Here is a 20,728-nt window from a genome sequence, read left to right as displayed (position 1 = left end):
TTGCTATTACATTTAAAAGTAAATTATGTCTCGGAACATTAAATAAAGTGATGCTCATTGGGCATTTGGGGGATGAAGTGAAAATGCACTATTTCGAAGGCGGTGGCTGTGTGGGTCGCTTTCCCTTAGCAACAAATGAAACATATACTAATAAAAGCACCAATGAAAAAGTAACGAATACAGAGTGGCATAATATTGTACTTCGCAATAAAGCAGCAGAAATCTGTGAAAAATATTTAAGCAAAGGGGATAAAGTCTATATAGAAGGGCGTTTAAAAACCGAGAAAATGGCAAGATGACTCGGAAATGATCGCTATAGTACAGAAATTCAAGCCACCGACTTCACTTTTTTAACCACTAAAAAAGAAAGTGAATCTGCTGTAACACAAAAACCAACAGAAGCCAAACCCGAAGCTTTAGGTAAAGCACAAAGTGATGACGATTTACCTTTCTAAATTATTAACTAAACCTTTTTCCTTTGGATCCTGAACCCACGTTCTTATATATAACCTCCATCGATTTTTCGATAATCCCCAGTTTTATACTGTTATTTATATTGCTCCTTTGTTCTGCATTAATTTCGGGGCTGAAGTTGCCTTGTTTTCATTAACACGTTCAGATTTAGAACCTGAAGATAACCAGAAATCAAAAGCATTGGCCATAATAACCAGGTTACTGGAAAAACCTAAAAAACTGTTAGCCACCATTTTAGTCGCTAATAATTTTATTAATATTGCCATAGTAATCCTTTTTGCTTTTTTAGGTAATATCATTTTTAGCGGTATAGCCAACCCTCTTATAAAGTTTATTTTAGAAGTGGTTGTGGTTACTTTTTTGATTTTGCTCTTTGGTGAAATTTTACCAAAAGTATACGCCAGCAGAAACAGCTTGAAATTTGCTACATTTATGGCATTCCCCCTTCGTGTTTTAGATTTTTTAATCTCCCCATTAAGCACCCCTATGCGGGCCATTACTTTAGGGATCCATAGTAAATTAGGGAGACAAAAATCTAACCTTAGTGTCAATCAACTCTCACAAGCTTTAGAATTAACCAGTGAGCACGATACCACTCAAGAAGAGCATAAAATATTGAAAGGCATCGTGTCGTTTGGAAATACCGATACTAAACAGGTTATGCGGCCGCGTTTAGATATTTTCGCCTTAAATAAAACGCAGAGTTATTCTGAAATTATCCCTGAGGTTATTGAAAATGGTTTTTCTAGAATCCCAGTATATACCGATAATATAGATACTATAGAAGGAATTCTATACGTTAAAGATTTACTGCCTCACATTGACAAACAAGTATTTGATTGGACGACCTTATTACGAGAGCCTTTCTTTGTCCCTGAGAATAAAAAGCTGGATGATTTAATGGCAGAGTTTCAAGAAAAGAAAGTGCATTTGGCGGTGGTGGTCGACGAGTATGGCGGCACCTCAGGCTTAGTATCTTTAGAAGATATTATTGAAGAAATAGTTGGTGATATTAGTGATGAATTTGATGACGAAAACATTATCTATTCAAAACTAGATGATAAAAACTATGTTTTTGAAGGCAAAACCACTTTAAAAGATTTTTATAAAATTATAAAACTAGAAGAAGACTTTATTTTTGAAGATAAAAAGGGAGAAGCAGAGACTATCGCGGGATTTATTTTAGAAATCTCAGGAAGTTTCCCACGACAAGGTGGTAAAATAAATTACGAAAATTACGTTTTTACTATTGAGGCTCTTGATAAAAAACGCATTAAGCGTGTTAAAGTTTCTTTACCTTAACTTAGACAAGAGAATATAGGTATTAGTGAAAAGACTGAAGGCCATAGACAGAAATACTGCGACTGAAAATTATGAAAGCAATTATTAAACATTTTATTTTACTTGTCATGTTAATAGGTCTAATAACAAGCTGCACCGAAGACCCGACACCTAAGCCTAAAGCTTATTTACGTTTAGACTACCCGTAAGCTATCTACAAAAAAGAGGATATTGCCAAAATGCCATTTACCTTTGATCGTAATGCATTAGGAAAACATTTAAAAACAAAAACTTTAAAAGGTGAAACGAATAGTTATGGTGTAAATATTGAATACCCAAACCTTAAAGGCACCATTTACTTAACGTATAAAGCTATTGAAAATAACCCGAGACCACTTAACGACCTTTCTGCGGGATGCACAAAATTTCACACAAGAGCACACGCAAAAAGCTGATGCTATAGAGGAGTTTGTGTATGAAAATCCCGAGCGTCGTGTTTTTGGTATGTTTTACGATGTTGATGGTAACGCCGCCTCACAGTCTCAGTTTTATGTGACCGATAGTATTAATCACTTTTTAATAGGCTCCCTTTATTTTTACGCCAAACCGAATTACGATTCCATTTTACCTGCAGCCCATTATTTGCAAAAAGATATTAGACAAATTATGGAGAGCTTGGAGTGGAAAGAATAGCTTAGTAAGATGTGGTTTAAGTCAGCTTTTATTAGTTCGCACTGGAAATATTCTATTAGAAATTATTGAAATACTGAATATGAGTAATGTAATACTCGAAAGATAGCATTTCATAAAATTGAAGATCACCACTAAAGCCAATCAAAATTTAGAGATATGCTGAATCATTTGTGTATCATTTATTGGATTGTAGAACTAAAATTGGAATGTCAAATTGACTAATAATCCGGAACGTATCATCTTTCAAAAAATTTTCAAAAATTCCTTTTCTATGATTTACTAAAATCAAGAGATCAATGTGTTCACTAGCGTATGATTCTGTGATTCTCTTTAGTTCCGAATCAATAGGGTTCTTAGCATAGTTAACAATATTTTGCCAAAATAGGGAAAGGAAGGTTTCTTGTTGCAATGATTTGGATTTAACCAAATTTGGATTAATATTTAAATTTAATAGTTGAAGTTTAACCAAATCTGTCTCAATATCCTTTCTCTGAATATGCCATATGTTTTTAACCTCAGAAAAGGAATAAACCGCTCTATTGGATGGGAGAAGCAAAACGGGGCAAGGTGACTTCGTGGTCAAATAAAATAATTTATCACTAAACCCTATCTTGGATATTGATAGATCACCCGTTCTTCTGCTCAAAACGAGCAATTCATATTCATGACTAATTTCACTAATATTATCAGAAACAGACCCTTCGCAGGCTAATAGTATGATTGGTTGTCTTTCTATACTACTAATGTTTTTTGTATAAAACGTTTTCAACATCCGTCTAACCCCTTCATCGTAACCTAATGCCCCAAAATCATGCTCTCTATTGTATTCGTAACCTGAATAACAATGCAGTAAACTTAGAGTTGCTCCATGTTCTTTTGCAATCAAGTTAGCACAGTATAGCGCATTTTTTGACGTTTCTGAAAACGATATTGGCAGGAGTATGTTTTTCATAATGCTCTTCAGAATAAATTTCCTTCTGTTTTCAATGTGACATTTTTTTAGCTTACCTACAACGCATTATTTTACAATAAATATATGGCTTATCCTGTGAATTATATGAAATAAAACAAGTTTTATTACTATTACTCAAGTGGCGCTCCTCTGCGATAAGTTAAGATTAAAAATAAACAAAATCCATCTATTTAGCTGTCGCTTTCCTGTTTTAATAATGGGTAGCCTTCCCGTCTACTCCTCTCAGTCGAGCGCTAGCTTGCGATTTTTTCAAATAGGCTAAAACCAGCAATTCATTTATTACTATGTTGCACTCCGGGTTGAACTCAGCATTAATTAAAAATGACGCTTCCAATTATTAAAATTAAAAGAACAAGCAATAGTATTCCAACAACTATTATTTGAAACTTTATATAGTTTGATATGGTCTCCTAAAAAGATTTTTTTTTAAAACTATTTTGATCAGTCAGTTAGCATTTCTTTAGACTTATTCAGTCAGCTAACGTTTTTCCAAGTTTAGTTTTTCTTCTAACTCCGTTTTTGAGTAAAACATGCCATTAAATATTATGCCATTTATATTTTTTGCATTTTCAATATTTTTAAGAGGATTAGTATTTAGCAATACCATATCTGATTTTGCACCTACCTTAATAGTGCCCCATTCGTTTTGTGAAGACCGCATTTCTGATAAATTATAACAAGTCGCTTTAAGAATATCAAAATTCGAAATGCCCGCATTTGCGTAATGTTTCATTTCTGTATGAATGCCAAACCCTGGAATACCATAAATCCCGAAGCGTCCGGGCTTAATAGCAACTTCCCGCCTTGCCTGTATATGTATTTCAAGTAATCTAACCGCTTATTAAATTGATTTTCGCTCTTTTTTCTTTCGGTCTCTCTTTCATCTTTGGTCGTTTTCACATTGTGAGCAGCTATTTTACCCTCCCAATTTTTCACCATTTTAGTTGGCAAAAACGGAACTCCGTAACGGTGTTGTAATTCTTCTTCTGAAACCTGTCCAGTAAAGTACCAATCTAAGGTTGGACAGTGGTAAACATTTTTTGTAATAGATAAGTTGATGGCTGAATTAATTTCTGCTACATTGGTAAGTTGAAAAAAACCGCCCAAATGTTCAATACTTTGAAAAACATTGGTTTTACAGGTTTTAAAAATTCCCACATTGGAAGGACAATGCCCAGCAAGCTGAAAATCATTAGCTTTCGCAGATGCTACTAAATAGTCAAATGTTTGTTCATCTTTTACAGAGAGGATTTTCATAAAATCAAAGCCAGCCTTTTTGTACGCTGAAATCATGTTATTAGCCTCTATTTCCGATAGGTTATCGTTTCTAGAACTTGGCGGAGAAGAAAGAATGAGTTTTGGGGTGAACGCATCCTTTTTATTTATTTCTAAATGCCACATTTCCCCCCGCATTGAACGTAGAGTAGTAACACCATTAAGTAAATTCATTAAGAAATAAGCGTTTAGGTTTTCCTTTTCCGGAAGATGCGCATGTGCATCTGCGTATGCTGGAATTAGATATTTTTCATGTCCATCAATTATTCCTAAATCGTAGGTGGTGGTGTCTTTTTCTATATGATCTCTAATTTCTTTAATTTCTCCGTTTATTAAAATGACATCTTTATTTTCTAATAACTGATTAATATGTAGTGGTATAATGGTTACATTTTTAATCAGTAATTTTTTGTTTTGACCGAATACTTGAAAAGTAAAAAGAAGTGTAATGATTATAATGCCTATTTTTTTCATTCTTGTTGTTGTTTTTTTAATGGTCGCTAACGTGTCATTTAGCAATAAATATATGGTTTTCCATGTGTATTTACAGGATAAAACACGTCTTGTTATTTACGCCGTCTTAATTGTATAGAACTAAGCTTAGTATCGAGAAAAGAGGAAACGTTTCATACTCTTTAGTATAGAGCTTGTATTGACCACAAATAGTATGAGAAACACACTAGAATCCATACTGTTTTCAAAGACTACGGTACCCCGTTTAGCAATCCGTCTTTTAAATTTACAAGGGTTTCTTTAAAACCTTTATTTTGAAGTATTTCAATAGCCAATTTGCCTCTAACTCCCGATTTACAAAATACTAAAAGCGACTTGTCTTGAGGGATTTCACCCACCCTTAAAGCCAATTCAGCCAAAGGAATATGAATACTTTTTATATGGCATTCCTCGCGTTCACGCTGTGTTCTAACATCGAGAAGATTATAATGTGAAGATTGCGCTTTGTATTCTTCAAAACTTATTTCTTTTGTTACTTTAGGTATGCCACAAAACGCTTGATAATCCTCCTGTAATGCTTCCATGCGAACGGTAGTATTTTTCTTAAAAGAAAAGATCGTTTGTTTCATTGACAAAGCATTAAAAGTCAATAATTTACCCGATAGTACATTTCCTAGCCCTAGGATGATTTTTAGAACCTCATTGGCTTGCAAGCTTCCTATGATTCCCGGCAGCACGCCTAGCACGCCTATTTCAGAACAATTCGGAACTTCATTTGGCTTCGGTGGTGTTGGGTATAAACAGCTATAGCTAGGACCATTGTTATAATTAAAGACCGAAACTTGTCCCTCAAATTTAAATATAGAACCAAATACTACTGGTTTTTTTAACAATATAGCAGCATCATTAATTAAATAACGCGTAGGGAAATTGTCTGTACCATCCACAATAATACTGTATTTTTTGAATAGCGCTAAGGCATTCTCTTTTGTCAGTCTTGCATTATAGGTGTCAAAGGAGATAAACGGATTTAATAATTGCAAATGACTAGCGGCAGCTTCGGCTTTATTTTTTCTAATATCCTTATGATTGTATAGTATTTGGCGCTGAAGATTGGACTGGTCTACAGTATCGTCATCTACAATACCAATTTTGCCCACGCCCGCTGCCGTTAAATATTGTAACACAGGGCAGCTCAATCCGCCAGCACCTATTACCAGCACACTAGCTTGCTTCAATTTTAATTGCCCTTCTACCCCGATGTCTTCAAGAATGAGATGGCGATTGTATTGTTGTTTTTCTGCTGTTGATAAATTCATTTGACATTCATTCTGAATAATTTCGCTCCCAGTCTTTCCAAATCACTTGATACCCTTGCGATTGTATCATTTGTTTTATGGCTTCGGTATTTCTTTCATCTGAAATTTCAAATTGCTCCAAAGATTCCGGCGCAACCGCATAACCACCGGGATTTGTTTTAGATTCGGCACTTATAGAAGTGATTCCGAGGTTGATGCAATTATTTCTGAAAATTTCACTTTCTCGCGTAGACATCGATAATTCCAAGTCTTCATCTAATAAGCGGTAAGCACAAATTAATTGTACTAAATCAGCATCTGTCATTTCTACTTTTGGTTCAACTTCACCTTGGTGTGGTCGCAGTCTAGGGAAAGATATTGAGTATTTCGTTTTCCAATAGGTCTTCTGCAAATATTTTAAATGAAGTGCTGTGTAAAAACTATCGACTCTCCAGTCTTCCAATCCAAATAAAGCACCCAATCCAATTTTATGAATCCCAGCTTTACCTAAGCGATCTGGAGTCTCTAGGCGATAATCAAAATTAGATTTTTTACCTTTTGGATGGTGTGTTTTATAGGTTGCTTTATGATAGGTTTCTTGATAGACTAGTACGGCATATAAGCCTTCCTTTATTAGGATTTCGTACTCTTCCTGATCCAGGGGTTGCACTTCAATACTGATATTTGAGAAGTGTTCACGAATTAAACGAATTGCGTTTTTTAAATACGAAACGCCCACAGTTCTATTTGCTTCACCAGTGACTAAAAGAATATGATTGTACCCCAAGCTTTTAATGTGGGCGACTTCTTGAAGTATTTCCTTATCTGAAAGTGTTTTTCTTTTGATTTTATTCGTCATGCTGAAGCCACAATACGTACAAATATTCGCGCATTCATTTGATAGGTACATTGGGATATACATCTGGATTGTATTTCCAAATCGCTTCTTCGTTAACGCATGACTTCGTTGTGCCATTTGCTCAATAAAAGGCTTTGCCGCAGGAGAAATCAAAACTTTAAAATCGTCTAATGTGATTTTATCTTTAAACAATACCCCTTGAACCTCCTGAGCAGAGCAATCGTAAATTTCTTTTTCGAGCGTATCCCAATCATATAAATCAAAAACCGCTTTAAAATTATGCATCTAAAAAAGAGGTTAAAGGGCTACTGGCTTCTGCCCGTTGTTTTACTGGAGCTAATTTCGCATTAAACGCCATTCTACCCGATTCTACAGCCATTTTAAAGGCAATCCCCATGGCTACCGGGTGTTGTGACACAGCAATAGCTGTGTTAACTAGTACTGCATCTGCACCTAGTTCCATAGCATAAGCGGCATGAGAAGGTGCGCCAATACCGGCATCTACAATAACAGGAACATTACTTTGTTCTATGATAATTTCTAAAAAATCAACCGTCTTTAATCCCTTGTTACTTCCTATGGGTGCTCCTAATGGCATGACGCATTGCACACCAACGTCTTCCAGTCTTTTACATAAAACCGGGTCGGCATGAATATAAGGCATCACCACAAAACCTAGTTTTACTAGTGCTTCGGCAGCTTTAAGTGTTTCAATAGGATCTGGTAACAAGTACCTAGGATCTGGATGAATTTCTAATTTCACCCAATGCGTCTCCAAAGCTTCTCCGGCCAATTCTGCAGCAAATATTGCTTCCTTTGCTGTTCTCACGCCTGAGGTATTGGGCAACAAGTTAATGTGGTTCTCTTTGAGATGCACCAGCATGTCATCTGCGTCATTATTTAGGTCTACTCGTTTTAAAGCTACCGTAACGAGTTCACTTTTAGAAGCGCTAATCGCTTCACGCATTTGTTCTGAGCTTTTAAACTTACCAGTGCCTGTAAACAACCTGGAATTAAAAGTTTTATCTGCTATTTTAAGTACGTCTGTCATGCTATTCTTTTTTATCTGGTTGATCTGGTTGATCTGGTTGATCTGGTTTCCAAAGTTGTTCATAAAGTGACGTGCCTCGTAACAAAGTGTTAAACTCACTAATTATATTGAAGTTTTTTGTGATTTCTTCTGAGACAGCAAACCCATGAATCCCCGTTTTTAAAAGTTCAGGAACAGCCTCTAAGGAAATACCACCTACAGCGATAATAGGTGTTGTTGTTTTTAAGGCTTTTAGAATTTCTGAATATGCTTGTTGCCCTAAAACCGGAGCTAAGTTCTCTTTTGTTGTCGTAAAACGAAAAGGCCCCAACCCGATATAATCGACTTTTTTATCAATAAGTGATTTACAATCCGCGACCGTATTTGCTGTACCACCAATAATTTGCCAAGGTTCCATATAGGCTCTCGCTACCGTAGGACAACTATCATTTTTACCCAAATGAACACCATCTGCTTTTACGGCTTTAGCAATTTTATAATAATCGTTGATAATTAAACGTGTTTGAAAATGGCTCGTGATTGCTCTCGCTTTTTCGGCCGCTTCGAGAAGCACAGCTTCGTCTATAGCTTTTAAACGCAACTGTACTAACTCTGCTCCGTAAGCACAAGCATTTTGAATGTTATCAATATGTTCTTGAACACTCGGCCTTGGGATATATAATGAAGTTTTGGAATCATCTTGCTTTATATTATTTACTTGTTTTATACGCTGAAGATAATGGGAAATGATCTCCTAAAAGCGTTTTGTTTGAACTTAAAAACTGTTCGATATATTTTTTACTTTGCAGTGCTGCGGCTTCAATGGGGTATCCTAATAAGATCGTACTCGCTAAAGCTGAAGATAATACACAGCCACTGCCATGTTTTGGAAAAACGACTGTTTCACTAGGCATCATGCTTAATTGCATTGTTTTATTGTAATATAGCTCATCTAAACCTAAGCTATTCTCACGATGTCCTCCTTTTAAATACAGCTTTGTTTTGCTACTGATGTGCGCAATAGTTTCTTTAATAGACTTATCAGCATACAAACTTTGTATCTCTTCATAATTTGGAGTGATTAAATAAATACGCTCTAAAATAGTATCCAGTACGCCAAGATCATCTTCACTGTGAAAATCATATCCTGCACTTGCTTTTAAAACAGGGTCTAAAACGACTTTTATCGTTCGATTATATTGATATAACTGCTCGAGTATACTAACTAATGCTTCCGAATTTTTTACAATTCCAATTTTCACCACTTCAATAGTAAAGCGTTCAAATAACGTGTCTATTTGCTGAAGAATAACTTCAAGACCCACCCAATAAGCGGCTTTAAAATCGATGTCATTTTGAACAGTCACCGCTGTACATACAGATAAGCCATACAAACCAAAAGCCTGAAAGGTTTTTATATCGGCAGTAAGTCCGGCACCACCTGAAGGATCAAAACCTGCTATCGTTAGTATGTATTGCTGGGTATCCACTTAGCTTTTATTGTTTTGCAAAAAATAGTCTTTCATGGTGTTGAAATCTAATATTGGAGTAGCGCTATTCCATACCCCCCTAAAACACCAACACCTTTATATCCAAGTTTTATAAACTCAGCCAGATTGCTTGTGGTAACTCCTCCCATACCTATAATTCTCTTATCTATGTGGTTGACATCGAAACCTCTTCCTTCATATCCATTTTTAGATATGGAAGAAAAAATAGGACTTAATAAATGGTAATCAAATTCAAACTCGCAAGTCGCTAACTCCTCTAGTTCATGAAACGAAGAGCTAATGGTTTTGCCAAACATATTCAAGCCTTTAAAGTATTGACCTGGATTATCGATGTTATCTCTCCTTTTTTGTTCTTGAAAATGAATCCCTTTTAAATTGAATTCATTTATCAATTCATGAAAATAATGCACAACAATTCTGTTGTGATATTTTGAATCCACTTGGTTCAAATACACGCAGTGTTCCGGATAGTTATTTTCCGGTTTTCGCAAATGATAATATTCTAAACCAGCTTCAAAAAGCTGATTCAGAATTAATATTTCATCTTTGACATCTTGTTCCGGAGCGATAAGTACTATCATAAATTAGTATTTTTTTAAAATTACTAGTTATAAATATACTTCCGAGCCTTTATCTTTAAATTCCTGAGATTTTTCTTCCATCCCTTTCTTAATCACTTCATTGTCAACAATGTCGTTTGCAGCAGCAAAGTCACGTACTTCTTGCGAAATTTTCATAGAACAGAATTTAGGGCCACACATAGAACAGAAGTGGGCTATTTTTGCACCATCAGCAGGCAGTGTTTCATCATGATATTCACGAGCGCGCTCCGGGTCTAAGCCTAAATTGAACTGATCTTCCCATCGGAATTCAAAACGCGCCATACTCAAAGCATTATCTCTATGTTGTGACCCCGGATGTCCTTTGGCCGGATCAGCCGCATGAGCCGCTAATTTATAGGTAACGACACCAACACGTACATCTTCTTTATTGGGCAATCCTAAATGCTCTTTTGGCGTGACGTAGCATAACATAGCACAACCATACCAACCAATCATGGCCGCTCCAATACCGGAGGTAATATGGTCGTATCCTGGTGCAATATCTGTTGTTAGAGGGCCTAAAGTGTAGAAGGGCGCTTCGTCACAAACTTCAATTTGACGTTCCATATTTTCTTTAATCATGTGCATAGGCACATGACCTGGACCTTCAATAAAACACTGTACCTCATGTTTACGCGCAATTTTTGTTAATTCTCCTAGTGTCTCTAATTCGGCGAACTGCGCTTCATCATTTGCATCTGCTACAGATCCTGGACGTAAACCATCGCCTAAAGAAAAGGCGACATCGTAAGATTTTAAGATTTCACAAATATCTTCAAAATGTGTATATAAAAAACTCTCTTTGTGATGCGCCAAACACCACTTCGCCATAATAGAACCGCCACGAGACACAATTCCTGTAACACGGTTAGCGGTCATTGGGACATAACGCAACAATACGCCAGCGTGAATGGTAAAATAATCAACCCCTTGTTCTGCTTGCTCAATTAAGGTGTCACGATAAATTTCCCATGTTAAATCCTCTGCAACCCCGTTTACTTTTTCTAAAGCTTGATAAATAGGCACAGTGCCAACCGGCACTGGTGAATTACGTATAATCCACTCACGGGTTTCATGAATGTTCTGCCCCGTAGACAGATCCATAATATTATCTGCTCCCCAACGACACGCCCAAACCGCTTTTTCTACTTCCTCTTCAATAGATGATGTGGTTGCTGAATTCCCAATATTGGCATTTATTTTCACTAAGAAGTTCCTTCCTAAAATCATAGGTTCAGCTTCAGGGTGGTTTATGTTTGAAGGGACGACTGCGCGCCCTCTTGCCACTTCGTCGCGCACAAACTCAGGGGTGATTTTCGAAGGAATAGCAGCTCCAAAATGTTCCCCTTTATGTTGTTTTCTAATTTCGGTCATCTCATCAATGCGCTGGTTTTCACGAATAGCAATATATTCCATCTCAGGCGTAATAATGCCTTTTTTAGCATAATGCAACTGCGTTACGTTTTGTCCCTTTTTAGCACGCATAGGTTTTTTTAATAAAGAAAAACGCATGTGGTCTAGGCTCGTATCATTTAAACGTTGGTTGCAATAGTCTGATGAAAACCCCTCTAACTGCTCAACATCACCACGATCTAAAATCCATTGTTCACGAATTCTTTCAATACCATTATGAATATTGATTTCTTTTTCAGGGTCTGTATAAGGTCCTGAAGTATCATAGACAGTCACGGGTTCGTTAGGTGTCCATTTTCCTGTTATTGAGTTCTTGGTGTCACTCAAGGTGATTTCACGCATGGCCACTTTTATTTCCGGATACAGTTTACCTTCAACATAGATCTTATTAGAATTGGGAAAAGCTTGTCTTGAAATCGTGCCTTGTTTTGGAGCAGTGTCTTTATTCTTCATAGTCAAAAAATGGTTTTATAAATCAGTAATGGTTTGGAATTGTTGTCTTTAACCGCCTTGAGTGGCTTGAATGACCAGCACTTGGTCTCCGGACTGTAACTTTGCTGTTTCCCAATGCGCATGAAGAATAATCTCAGAATTTACAGCCACCGCAATACCCTGCAAAGGCGCATTAATTTGTTGCAATACTTGTAAAATAGTAAAGTTGGAGTCAATGTTAAGGGGAGAATCGTTAATGCCAATAGTTATCATAGTTACAGTGGTATTTTAATACTGTAAACAACAGGGCATTAATGACTTTGAAAGGAAGAAAGCCTTTAGAAAAAGACTATCCAAATGAAAATTTGCAGATTTATATTGCAATAAATCATTCAACTTTTCCCTTCGACGGTACTAACCGCATCAGGTTCAAAGGGTTTTTCTCAGTTCTAAATATACCTACTTAGAACACCCCTAAAGTTTACTAGACAAAAGTATTAAAAAAAAAAGATATGGTATTGTTTTAAATATAATTTCTAGTTTTAAAGCGTTTGTTCTTAAGTAATACATAGGTATTGGCTATTTAAAATAGCACGTGATAATAACTGGCTCGCTTTAGTCTAAACAAAAAAAAGGTTTCGTATAACGAAACCTTTTTATAAATTATATCATGAAAATATTATGCCTTTACTTCCTTAGCACAACATGCTTTCTTACAATCTTTAGCACAAGCTACTTTTTCGGCCTCTGTTTTGTTTTTGCAACAGTCTTTTTTACAATCTGCCTTGCAAGCCATTTTCTCTCCTTCTGATTTGTTTTTACAACAATCCATTGTACAAGCTGCTTTTTCAGCATCGGTTTTGCCTTCACAACACGCCATTGTACAAGAGGTTACTGTAGAAAACATCTCCACTGTTTTCATGTCTTTTACTTTATAAGTATCTGCAACACTGGTTACCGTTCCTTCTAAACTTGCTGGCGTTACTTTAGCTTCATCATATTCTACCATAGCTAACTCACGGTCAAAATCTACTTTTGCAGACTTTACACCTTCCATTTTAGCCATTTTATTCTCAATGGTTTTTGCACAACCCATCGCGCAGGTCATCCCTTCAATTTTAAACTCTGCTTTTGCATAAGTAGCATTCGCGTCTACAGTTGATTCTGTTTCTTCAACGGCAGTCTCCACTGTCATTATCTCCTGGTTGTGCTTCGTTTTTACAACTAAAAGCAGTCATTGCGATTATTGCAACTAATAATACCTTCTTTATGTTCTTCATGTTGATCAATTTTAATTATTGAATTATAGATTACAAATCTAACAATAATAGCGGTTTATTCTCTTAAAAAATCGATTTTTGCACCGCTAAATGATGTGATATGCCAAATAACAATACCAAATGGGTTTACTTACTTATATTATCGGTCATTTGGGGCACCAGTTTTATTCTTATTAAAAAAGGATTATTAGGATTAACACCCTATCAATTAGGTGCTTTAAGAACTTTTTTTACTGGTTTGTTTTTATTTTCGGTTGGTTTTAACCGTATTAAAACGATTAAAAAAAAGGATTGGAAGTGGATTATCATTTACGGGTTTCTAGGCTCTTTTATTCCCGCTTTTTTATTTGCTATTGCAGAGACAGAAATTGATAGTGCGGTCGTTTCGGTTTTAAATTCTTTAGTACCATTAAATACGGTGTTAATGGGACTAGCCGTTTTTAAAATTACCTCAACAAAGCGTCAGATTTTAGGGGTTATTATTGGCTTTGTTGGAACTTCGATTTTAATTTTAAAAGGTGCCGAATTGAATCCGAATCAGAACTATCTGTTTGCTGGCTTTGTGATTGTATCAACAGTAATGTATGCTGCGAATGTAAACATCATTAAACGGTATCTACAAGACGTAAAACCATTAACTATTGCTGTTGGTAATTATGTACCAATCATCATTCCTGCGCTTGCCATACTCTTTTTTACAGATTTTTTTTCTGCTGAAAATTTTAGCGCTTCGTTATTTCGCACTTCTATTTTGTACGTTATTGTTTTATCATTATTCGGTACAGCGCTGGCAAAAGTGCTTTTTAATAAATTAGTACAACTATCTACACCTGTCTTTGCGTCTTCAGTGACCTATATCATGCCCATTGTTGCCCTTAGCTGGGGCTTGCTAGATGGTGAAAAATTCACTTTGATTCAAGGTTTTGCAACACTTATTATTCTTATTGGTGTTTGGTTGGCGAATAAGAAGAAACAGCCCGTTTCGAGATCACAGGAAAAAACTAAGTATAACTAATGATTTAAAAAGACCTCCTTAGTTTTTAAGCATTAAAAAATCCGAAATCTTTCGACTTCGGATTTTTTAATGGTATTGGAATGTGACTTAATTAAAGTCTACTTCTGTTACACCCTCATTGATTTTTACACTTGAAACCTCAAATGGAATGGTTTGAGGCCCTGCTGTTATTTTCATAGAGTATGGGAATTTAATTCCGTTTACTTCTGTATAGTTTGAAAACTCTGCAACCGTCGTCATTTCTTGACCTTGTGCTTCCGTTTTACTTTCTGAACGTATTAACAAACCGGATGCAACATTATAATATCTAAATGAATCTTTCCCGTTTTTAGTAATCTTTACTTTGTAAGTATCTACACCCTCTAAAGTGACGATACTTTCCAAGGTTACATTTTTAGCATCATAATATAACTCCGGGAAAATTGGATGACTATCCATCTTATCTGCTATTTCTTTCTCAGACATATCTTTTCTTTGTCCTTGTTGCTCCATATATCCGGATGTCCCGTTCCATTTCTGCTTCATTAGCGTTCCCATACCTTCGGCACTCATTTCCATAGATTCTTTGTTTGGAGCCATTGCTTTTAATTCAGCTTTTAAAGGAAATGGTGCTAAACCATTGATGCTCGCCGTTGTAAAAGTAGATTTCACAGACATTGCTTGCTCTTTACCTCCAATGGCCTTTATATAATCATCTATAACCGTTTGAGCCGTCACTCCTGCTGGAATTGCCTTAGAAAACACTGGCTTATCTACTTCATTGGCATATTCGTCGAAATACTTAATAGGAATCCCTGTTTTCTCTAAATTAGAGATCACTTCACTTCCCTTACCCACAATAATTACTCTCGCATTTTGCTCTGTAAAGTACTTATTAGCAACACGCGCAACATCTTCTACGGTTACGGCATTAATTTTTGTTAAATACGTTTTGTAAAAGTCTTTTGGCAACTCGTTTAACTTGATGTTTAAAGCATAGTTAGCGATTGTTTGTGGCCGCTCTAGAGCCAAAACAAAATCGCCAACGTATTTAGCCTTAGCGTTTTTTAAATCTTCAGCAGAAACCTTTTCAGCTTTAATTCTTTTGATTTCTTTTAAAGACTCAACCACAGCACTATCTGTTACTGCGTTTCTTACCGCTGTAGTAGCATTAAATCGAGAGGCTCCATAACGATCTGTGCCAACACTTGAACGTGCGCCATAAGTATAACCGTGCTCTTCACGTAAATTCATGTTTAGATAAGAACCAAAGCCACCCCCTAAAATTTTGTTTGCAATTAAAACCGCATGATAGTCAGGATCCCCCATTTTTAATTTCACATTACTAGTAACCGAAAGGTTCGACTGCACCGCATTTGGCATATCGATAAAATCGATTTCTGTTGTACTTACATTTTTATAAGGCTCCGGAATCGTTTTGGTAACCTCTATACCCTTATTCCATTTATTGAAGTATTTTTTAACTTGTTTTTCTACCGTTTTATAATCTATATCTCCAACAACCACTAAATAAGCATTATTAGGATTAAAGAATTTTTGATAGAATGCACGCACATTATCTAAAGTGATATTGTTTAGCGTTTCTTCAGTTATAAACTCACCATAAGGATGTTTTTTACCATAAGATAAAGCACCACCAACACGGCTCGCCACAGCATCCACGCTTTTGGCTTGGGACTTTAAATTTTCTATAGCTTTTTCTTTTTCTTTTTGAAATTCTTCTTCGGTCAATAGTGGATTCATGGCTGCATCTGCCATTAATTCCAAAATGCGTTCGGAATACTTTGTTAGCGAACTTCCGTAAGCACTACTTGATCCAAAATTTAAAGTAGCACCGAGAAAATCGATTTCTTCATTAAATTCATCTTTGGGTATACTTGTCGTTCCGTTTCCAAGCATAGCGCCTAACAGACTAGAAACACCAGCAATATCACCTTCCACAGTGGGATTATTATCAATGGTAAGCGTATAGGATACTCTTGGTAATTTATGATTCTCAACAACTAAAACTTTTAGTCCGTTTTTAAGCGAAAACTCGCCAGGTTGCTCAAGTGTTATTACTGGGGCTGGACCTGGTTTAGGTTGCACTGATCTATCAATTTGGGCGGTCGCTGCCATTGATACAAATAACAATGCGATTATGGCTGCTATATTTTTCATTTGAATTTTCATTTTATTTCTCCTCTTTTTTAGTTGGTAAGTACTCTAAAATTAAACGTTGGTTAGGGTTTAAATACTTTTTAGCAACGGCCTGTATTTCTTCACGTGTAATTGATCTATATATGTCTATTTCATTATTGATTAAATTAACATCATCATATAACATATAGTAGCGTGCTAAAGAATTAGCAATACCTGCCACACTTGAATTTGAATTTACGAAGTTGTTTTCAAATTTATTTTGAAGTTTTTGGTAATCTCTTTCTGAGATTAATTGATTTTGAACTTTAACCAATTCCTCATCCATTCCAGCTAATAAGTCTTCTAAAGAATTATCTCCTAATGGCAAGCCATATAATATATACGTTCCGTAATCTTCTTGACTCGGCTAAAAGCACCCACTTGTAGCGCTTTTTTTTCATCATCTACTAGTTTTTTATAGAGTTTCGATGTTTTTCCATCGCTTAAATAACTTGAAAGCATATCTAGCACATAGGCATCTCGCTCTGTCATTGCAGGTGTTCTATATGCTGCAACAATCGCGGGAACTTGAATATTGGAGTCAAAAGCCTGCGCTTTTATGGTTTCTGTAATAGGATCTTCTTTAGGAAAATTTCTAACAATGGCTTCTCCTCTTGGTATTGGACCAAAATAATCTTCAATCATTTTTTTAGTTGCCGCGACATCAAAATCTCCAGCAACCACTAATACCGCATTATTAGGTACATAGAATTTTTTATTGAAGGCTTGAAACTCCTCTAATGTGGCTGCATCAAGATGCTCCATTTTACCAATGGTCGTCCCTTTATAGGGATGCTTTTTAAACATATTAAGCTTCACATTTTCAATAAATTTCCCATAAGGTTGGTTATCTACACGTAAACGCTTTTCCTCTTTTACCACTTCATTTTGAGTATCCACCCCAATTTGATTGATAATAGGATGCATTAAACGCTCAGATTCCATCCATAATCCCAGTTCTAAACTATTAGAAGGGAATACTTCATAGTAATACGTTCTATCGTCTGTCGTGTTTGCGTTATTACTTCCGCCATTAGACGTTACAATATTAAACCACTCACCACGCGCTATATTTTCGGTTCCTTCAAATAAAAGATGCTCAAAAAAGTGAGCCATCCCTGTACGCTCTGGATGTTCATCCTTTGCACCAACATGGTACATTACGGAGGTTGTTACTACAGGGGCTGTCTTGTCTTGATGTAAAATAACGTGCATACCGTTATTTAAATCATACTCTTCAAATTTAACTTCTTGTGCATTCGCTGCAAAACCAGCTAAAAGCAAAGCCGTTAACGAGAATAAACTTTTTTTCATTTTTGAGATCGTTTTTATTAATATCATAATAGGTCTATAACCATTTAAAAATGTTACAGAATTTTAACAAAAATAATAATCGAATCCTAGTTTTGAGTTACCGAACTGTTAAAAATTAACATCGATTTATATTTTCTGTAGGATATTTTCACGAACTTTATATCTATTAGATGGTCAAAAATTAAAAATTATAAAAAAATAAATATGAAAAACATAACACTCCCCATACGTTTTGGATTAGTTATGAGCGCCTCGCTTATTGCTTTCTTTTTGTTTCTAGCTCTATTTAATTTACATACCAATCCTATTTTTAGCTTAGGTAATGGCCTTATAATAGGTTTTGGTATTTTTGAAACCATTCGTTATCATAAATTAGAAAAGGGTAAAAACTTTTCTTATTCCAGTGGTTTTACGGTGGGCATTCTCTCGGGTTTTATAGCCACCATAGTTTTTACTGTATTTTTTCTCATCTATGCGACCGAGATAAACCCTGATTTTCTTTTAGAATTATTAACCGTTTTTGAGAGGGATTACCAGGTAGGTATTGGATTAGTTGTTTTTGTGGTCGCCATTATGGGCTTTTCAACAACTGTTGTCTTGACTTTAACTGGAATGCAATATTTTAAGAATAGTGGCAATATGCCACACAATAATGAAAGCACAGACAGAGAGACTAACCTAAAGAAAGTCTCATAAATATATGTTGTATTATTTTAGAATGACTCAAGTCTTTCCACAAAAAAACATGTAATACTATATAAAACGTTTGTGGATTAATTAATTAGAAGTATATTTGCATCCGCTTTCAAGCATGGAAGTGAATATTTAGTACAAATTAATTAATAAAAACGTTACGCTATGTACGCAATTGTAGAGATAGCAGGGCATCAATTTAAAGTTGAAAAAGACCAAAAAGTTTTTGTTAACCGTTTAGCAACAGAAGAAGGTAAGAAAGTAGATTTCGACAACGTTCTTTTAATTGCAGATGGTGACAATATTACTTTAGGCGCCCCAGCTATAGGCGGAGCACTAGTAAGTGCAAAAGTCTTAAAGCACCTTCAAGGTGATAAAGTTATTGTTTTCAAAAAGAAAAGAAGAAAAGGTTACCGTGTGAAAAACGGTCACAGACAAGCCTTATCTGAAATCGTAATTGAAAGCATTGTAGCTTCAGGAGCAAAAAAATCTGAAAAGAAAGCTGAAAAAGCCGCTCCGAAAAAAGAAACTAAAAAAGCTGAACCAAAAGTAGAAGCGAAAGCGACTGCTCCTAAAGCTGAAAAAGCGGCGCCAAAAGCGGCTGCTAAAAAAGCGACAGGAAAAGCTGACGATTTGAAGAAAATCGAAGGTGTTGGTCCTAAAGCTGCAGAAGCCATGGTTAATGCAGGTTTAGATACTTTTGCTAAAGTGGCAAAAGCAAAGCCTGAGGCTATTGAAGCGATTTTAGCTGAAGCCAGTTCTAGATTAGCACATTTAGTTGCTAATACATGGCCACAACAAGCTAAATTAGCTGCAGATGGCAAATGGGATGAGCTAAAAGATTTACAAGAAAAATTAGACGGAGGAAGAAAGTAATTTCTTATCCTTATTATTAACAAAATAAAACCTTAAGACAATGGCTCATAAAAAAGGAGTTGGTAGTTCTAAAAACGGTAGAGAATCAGAATCAAAACGCTTAGGCGTGAAGATATTTGGTGGTCAAGCAGCTATCGCTGGGAACATTATCATAAGACAAAGAGGTAATACACACCACCCAGGTGAAAATGTATACCAAGGAAAAGACCATACGCTACATGCTAGAGTTGATGGTCTAGTAAAATTCACTAAGAAAAGAGATGACAAATCTTATGTTTCTATTGAGCCTTTTGAGGCTTAGGAATTTTCAATACTAAATAATTTTCAAACGCCTTTCTAAAAAGAAAGGCGTTTTTTATTTATAATTTATAAAATCGGTGATACTTGGTGGGGTGTCCAATAATGCCCAATTAATATCTTCGGGGTAATGACTTTTTATAAAGGCGTTAGGAGGTGTTAAATACCAATACATATCAGGATTACTCGTTTTACCATTACTAACAGACCAGGTAATGTCTAAAAGACACCATTTTCCATTAAGTTTTATCGCATTCCAAGAATGATTGGGTTTTTTATAAGTCATGGCTAGCTTAGTAAACCCATGAATGGTTTTTGCTTCTATACCCGCTTTTTCACATAGTTGTTCAAACAACAACGAATACCCTCCACAGAGTGCTCTGTTGCGTTCCAGCACTTTTTGAATAACCTTCTCTTTGGAAACATAAAAGTCGCTTTGAAGGTTTTTATTAAATCTTAACTCATGATCGTAGCTAATATTTTTGGTGATCCAAAGATAGATCGCTTTTACTTTTTCCACTTGACTTTCCTTGCCTCTAGTAATGCTGTTTGCCAATTTTTCTAAGACCAAGGTATGCGCAACACGGTGATTTTTGGTTTTACTTTGTTGTATTATTGCATTGTTTTTATGTCCAATTACAGAACCAATTTGTGATTGCGCTGTTAATGAAGAAAAAAGCAAAATAGAAAGCAGGTATTTAACAAACATAAAAATTTAACGTTTACTATTACTCCTGTATAAACGTTCATATTAAAAAAATATTGGGCAAATAAAAAA

The 20,728-nt window shown here is 35.7% G+C and carries 17 protein-coding genes, 5 pseudogenes and 1 riboswitch; of the genes and pseudogenes, 7 read left to right on the top strand and 15 right to left on the bottom strand.

Annotated features, from left to right (window positions below):
• Window positions 1-50 precede the first annotated feature (50 nt).
• From N7U66_RS14265 to gldD, 3 pseudogenes are all read left to right on the top strand, one after another.
• A pseudogene (locus N7U66_RS14265) lies at window positions 51-455 on the top strand (single-stranded DNA-binding protein).
• A 23-nt stretch (window positions 456-478) separates the two neighbouring features.
• Window positions 479-1,776 (top strand): annotated as a pseudogene (locus N7U66_RS14260) (gliding motility-associated protein GldE).
• Window positions 1,777-1,994: 218 nt separating this feature from the next.
• Window positions 1,995-2,448 (top strand): annotated as a pseudogene (gldD, locus tag N7U66_RS22640) (gliding motility lipoprotein GldD).
• Between the two features lie 175 nt (window positions 2,449-2,623).
• Here gldD and N7U66_RS14250 read toward each other — a convergent pair.
• The 12 genes and pseudogenes from N7U66_RS14250 to N7U66_RS14195 all read right to left on the bottom strand — a co-directional run bounded on the left by N7U66_RS14250 (window position 2,624) and on the right by N7U66_RS14195 (window position 13,489).
• Entirely contained in the window at window positions 2,624-3,400 is a 777-nt protein-coding gene (locus N7U66_RS14250; RefSeq protein WP_267675881.1) for a universal stress protein, read from the bottom strand.
• Window positions 3,401-3,899: 499 nt separating this feature from the next.
• A complete protein-coding gene (locus N7U66_RS14245) occupies window positions 3,900-4,154 on the bottom strand; it encodes a hypothetical protein (RefSeq protein ID WP_267675880.1) in 255 nt (84 codons plus the stop codon).
• Complete coding sequence (locus N7U66_RS14240; RefSeq protein WP_267675879.1) at window positions 4,151-5,170, bottom strand: amidohydrolase family protein; 1,020 nt, start codon at window positions 5,168-5,170, stop codon at window positions 4,151-4,153. The genes N7U66_RS14245 and N7U66_RS14240 overlap by 4 nt, the downstream gene beginning before the upstream one ends.
• A 230-nt stretch (window positions 5,171-5,400) precedes the next feature.
• Window positions 5,401-6,468: a molybdopterin-synthase adenylyltransferase MoeB gene (gene moeB, locus N7U66_RS14235; RefSeq protein ID WP_267675878.1), complete on the bottom strand. Its 1,068-nt coding sequence runs from the start codon at window positions 6,466-6,468 to the stop codon at window positions 5,401-5,403.
• Window positions 6,469-6,475: 7 nt separating this feature from the next.
• A complete protein-coding gene (thiH, locus tag N7U66_RS14230; RefSeq protein ID WP_267675877.1) occupies window positions 6,476-7,591 on the bottom strand; it encodes a 2-iminoacetate synthase ThiH in 1,116 nt (371 codons plus the stop codon).
• A complete protein-coding gene (locus N7U66_RS14225; protein ID WP_267675876.1) occupies window positions 7,584-8,357 on the bottom strand; it encodes a thiazole synthase in 774 nt (257 codons plus the stop codon). Before N7U66_RS14225 ends, thiH begins: the two co-directional genes overlap by 8 nt.
• A gap of 1 nt (window position 8,358) precedes the next feature.
• On the bottom strand, window positions 8,359-8,937 hold the full coding sequence (locus N7U66_RS14220) for a thiamine phosphate synthase (protein ID WP_313791241.1): 579 nt from the start codon (window positions 8,935-8,937) through the stop codon (window positions 8,359-8,361).
• 109 nt (window positions 8,938-9,046) lie between these two features.
• Complete coding sequence (locus N7U66_RS14215) at window positions 9,047-9,826, bottom strand: hydroxymethylpyrimidine/phosphomethylpyrimidine kinase (protein WP_267675875.1); 780 nt, start codon at window positions 9,824-9,826, stop codon at window positions 9,047-9,049.
• A pseudogene (locus N7U66_RS14210) lies at window positions 9,827-10,428 on the bottom strand (thiamine phosphate synthase).
• A gap of 27 nt (window positions 10,429-10,455) precedes the next feature.
• On the bottom strand, window positions 10,456-12,315 hold the full coding sequence (gene thiC / locus N7U66_RS14205; protein ID WP_267675874.1) for a phosphomethylpyrimidine synthase ThiC: 1,860 nt from the start codon (window positions 12,313-12,315) through the stop codon (window positions 10,456-10,458).
• Between the two features lie 48 nt (window positions 12,316-12,363).
• A complete protein-coding gene (gene thiS, locus N7U66_RS14200; RefSeq protein WP_267675873.1) occupies window positions 12,364-12,567 on the bottom strand; it encodes a sulfur carrier protein ThiS in 204 nt (67 codons plus the stop codon).
• 110 nt (window positions 12,568-12,677) lie between these two features.
• Window positions 12,678-12,780: riboswitch (TPP riboswitch) on the bottom strand.
• Between the two features lie 193 nt (window positions 12,781-12,973).
• On the bottom strand, window positions 12,974-13,489 hold the full coding sequence (locus tag N7U66_RS14195) for a cation transporter (protein WP_267675872.1): 516 nt from the start codon (window positions 13,487-13,489) through the stop codon (window positions 12,974-12,976).
• 185 nt (window positions 13,490-13,674) lie between these two features.
• Between N7U66_RS14195 and N7U66_RS14190 the strand changes: the two genes are divergently transcribed.
• The gene (locus N7U66_RS14190) at window positions 13,675-14,589 is read left to right on the top strand and encodes a DMT family transporter (RefSeq protein WP_267675871.1); all 915 of its coding nucleotides are present in this window, start codon (window positions 13,675-13,677) and stop codon (window positions 14,587-14,589) included.
• Window positions 14,590-14,676: 87 nt separating this feature from the next.
• Here N7U66_RS14190 and N7U66_RS14185 read toward each other — a convergent pair whose 3' ends face one another.
• Window positions 14,677-16,749, bottom strand: a complete 2,073-nt coding sequence (locus tag N7U66_RS14185; protein WP_267675870.1) for a M16 family metallopeptidase — start codon at window positions 16,747-16,749, stop codon at window positions 14,677-14,679.
• A gap of 13 nt (window positions 16,750-16,762) precedes the next feature.
• Window positions 16,763-18,084, bottom strand: a pseudogene (locus N7U66_RS14180) (M16 family metallopeptidase).
• 204 nt (window positions 18,085-18,288) lie between these two features.
• Here N7U66_RS14180 and N7U66_RS14175 point away from each other — a divergent pair.
• From N7U66_RS14175 to rpmA, 3 genes are all read left to right on the top strand, one after another.
• Window positions 18,289-18,780: a DUF4199 domain-containing protein gene (locus N7U66_RS14175; protein ID WP_267675869.1), complete on the top strand. Its 492-nt coding sequence runs from the start codon at window positions 18,289-18,291 to the stop codon at window positions 18,778-18,780.
• Window positions 18,781-18,942: 162 nt separating this feature from the next.
• Window positions 18,943-19,653 carry a 50S ribosomal protein L21 gene (gene rplU, locus N7U66_RS14170; protein WP_267675868.1) on the top strand — a complete coding sequence of 237 codons (711 nt, stop codon included), beginning with the start codon at window positions 18,943-18,945 and terminating at the stop codon, window positions 19,651-19,653.
• Window positions 19,654-19,693: 40 nt separating this feature from the next.
• Window positions 19,694-19,954 (top strand): 50S ribosomal protein L27, encoded by a 261-nt coding sequence (gene rpmA, locus N7U66_RS14165; protein ID WP_044401786.1) that lies wholly within the window; start codon window positions 19,694-19,696, stop codon window positions 19,952-19,954.
• A gap of 54 nt (window positions 19,955-20,008) precedes the next feature.
• Here rpmA and N7U66_RS14160 read toward each other — a convergent pair whose 3' ends face one another.
• Window positions 20,009-20,659, bottom strand: a complete 651-nt coding sequence (locus N7U66_RS14160; RefSeq protein ID WP_267675867.1) for a transglutaminase domain-containing protein — start codon at window positions 20,657-20,659, stop codon at window positions 20,009-20,011.
• Window positions 20,660-20,728: the final 69 nt, after the last annotated feature.

This window comes from Lacinutrix neustonica, from assembly GCF_026625145.1.
Lineage (GTDB): Bacteria > Bacteroidota > Bacteroidia > Flavobacteriales > Flavobacteriaceae > Lacinutrix > Lacinutrix neustonica.
This window is presented reverse-complemented; position numbering and strand designations above follow the sequence as displayed.

What these genes read in the sequence shown, in the direction of transcription:
- N7U66_RS14250 (WP_267675881.1), bottom strand. Translation starts at nt 3,400, where the DNA reads ATGAAAAACATACTCCTGCCAATATCGTTTTCAGAAACGTCAAAAAAT.
- N7U66_RS14245 (WP_267675880.1), bottom strand. Translation starts at nt 4,154, where the DNA reads ATGAAACATTACGCAAATGCGGGCATTTCGAATTTTGATATTCTTAAA.
- N7U66_RS14240 (WP_267675879.1), bottom strand. Translation starts at nt 5,170, where the DNA reads ATGAAAAAAATAGGCATTATAATCATTACACTTCTTTTTACTTTTCAA.
- moeB (WP_267675878.1), bottom strand. Translation starts at nt 6,468, where the DNA reads ATGAATTTATCAACAGCAGAAAAACAACAATACAATCGCCATCTCATT.
- thiH (WP_267675877.1), bottom strand. Translation starts at nt 7,591, where the DNA reads ATGCATAATTTTAAAGCGGTTTTTGATTTATATGATTGGGATACGCTC.
- N7U66_RS14225 (WP_267675876.1), bottom strand. Translation starts at nt 8,357, where the DNA reads ATGACAGACGTACTTAAAATAGCAGATAAAACTTTTAATTCCAGGTTG.
- thiC (WP_267675874.1), bottom strand. Translation starts at nt 12,315, where the DNA reads ATGAAGAATAAAGACACTGCTCCAAAACAAGGCACGATTTCAAGACAA.
- thiS (WP_267675873.1), bottom strand. Translation starts at nt 12,567, where the DNA reads ATGATAACTATTGGCATTAACGATTCTCCCCTTAACATTGACTCCAAC.
- N7U66_RS14195 (WP_267675872.1), bottom strand. Translation starts at nt 13,489, where the DNA reads ATGACAGTGGAGACTGCCGTTGAAGAAACAGAATCAACTGTAGACGCG.
- N7U66_RS14190 (WP_267675871.1), top strand. Translation starts at nt 13,675, where the DNA reads ATGCCAAATAACAATACCAAATGGGTTTACTTACTTATATTATCGGTC.
- N7U66_RS14185 (WP_267675870.1), bottom strand. Translation starts at nt 16,749, where the DNA reads ATGAAAAATATAGCAGCCATAATCGCATTGTTATTTGTATCAATGGCA.
- N7U66_RS14175 (WP_267675869.1), top strand. Translation starts at nt 18,289, where the DNA reads ATGAAAAACATAACACTCCCCATACGTTTTGGATTAGTTATGAGCGCC.
- rplU (WP_267675868.1), top strand. Translation starts at nt 18,943, where the DNA reads ATGTACGCAATTGTAGAGATAGCAGGGCATCAATTTAAAGTTGAAAAA.
- rpmA (WP_044401786.1), top strand. Translation starts at nt 19,694, where the DNA reads ATGGCTCATAAAAAAGGAGTTGGTAGTTCTAAAAACGGTAGAGAATCA.
- N7U66_RS14160 (WP_267675867.1), bottom strand. Translation starts at nt 20,659, where the DNA reads ATGTTTGTTAAATACCTGCTTTCTATTTTGCTTTTTTCTTCATTAACA.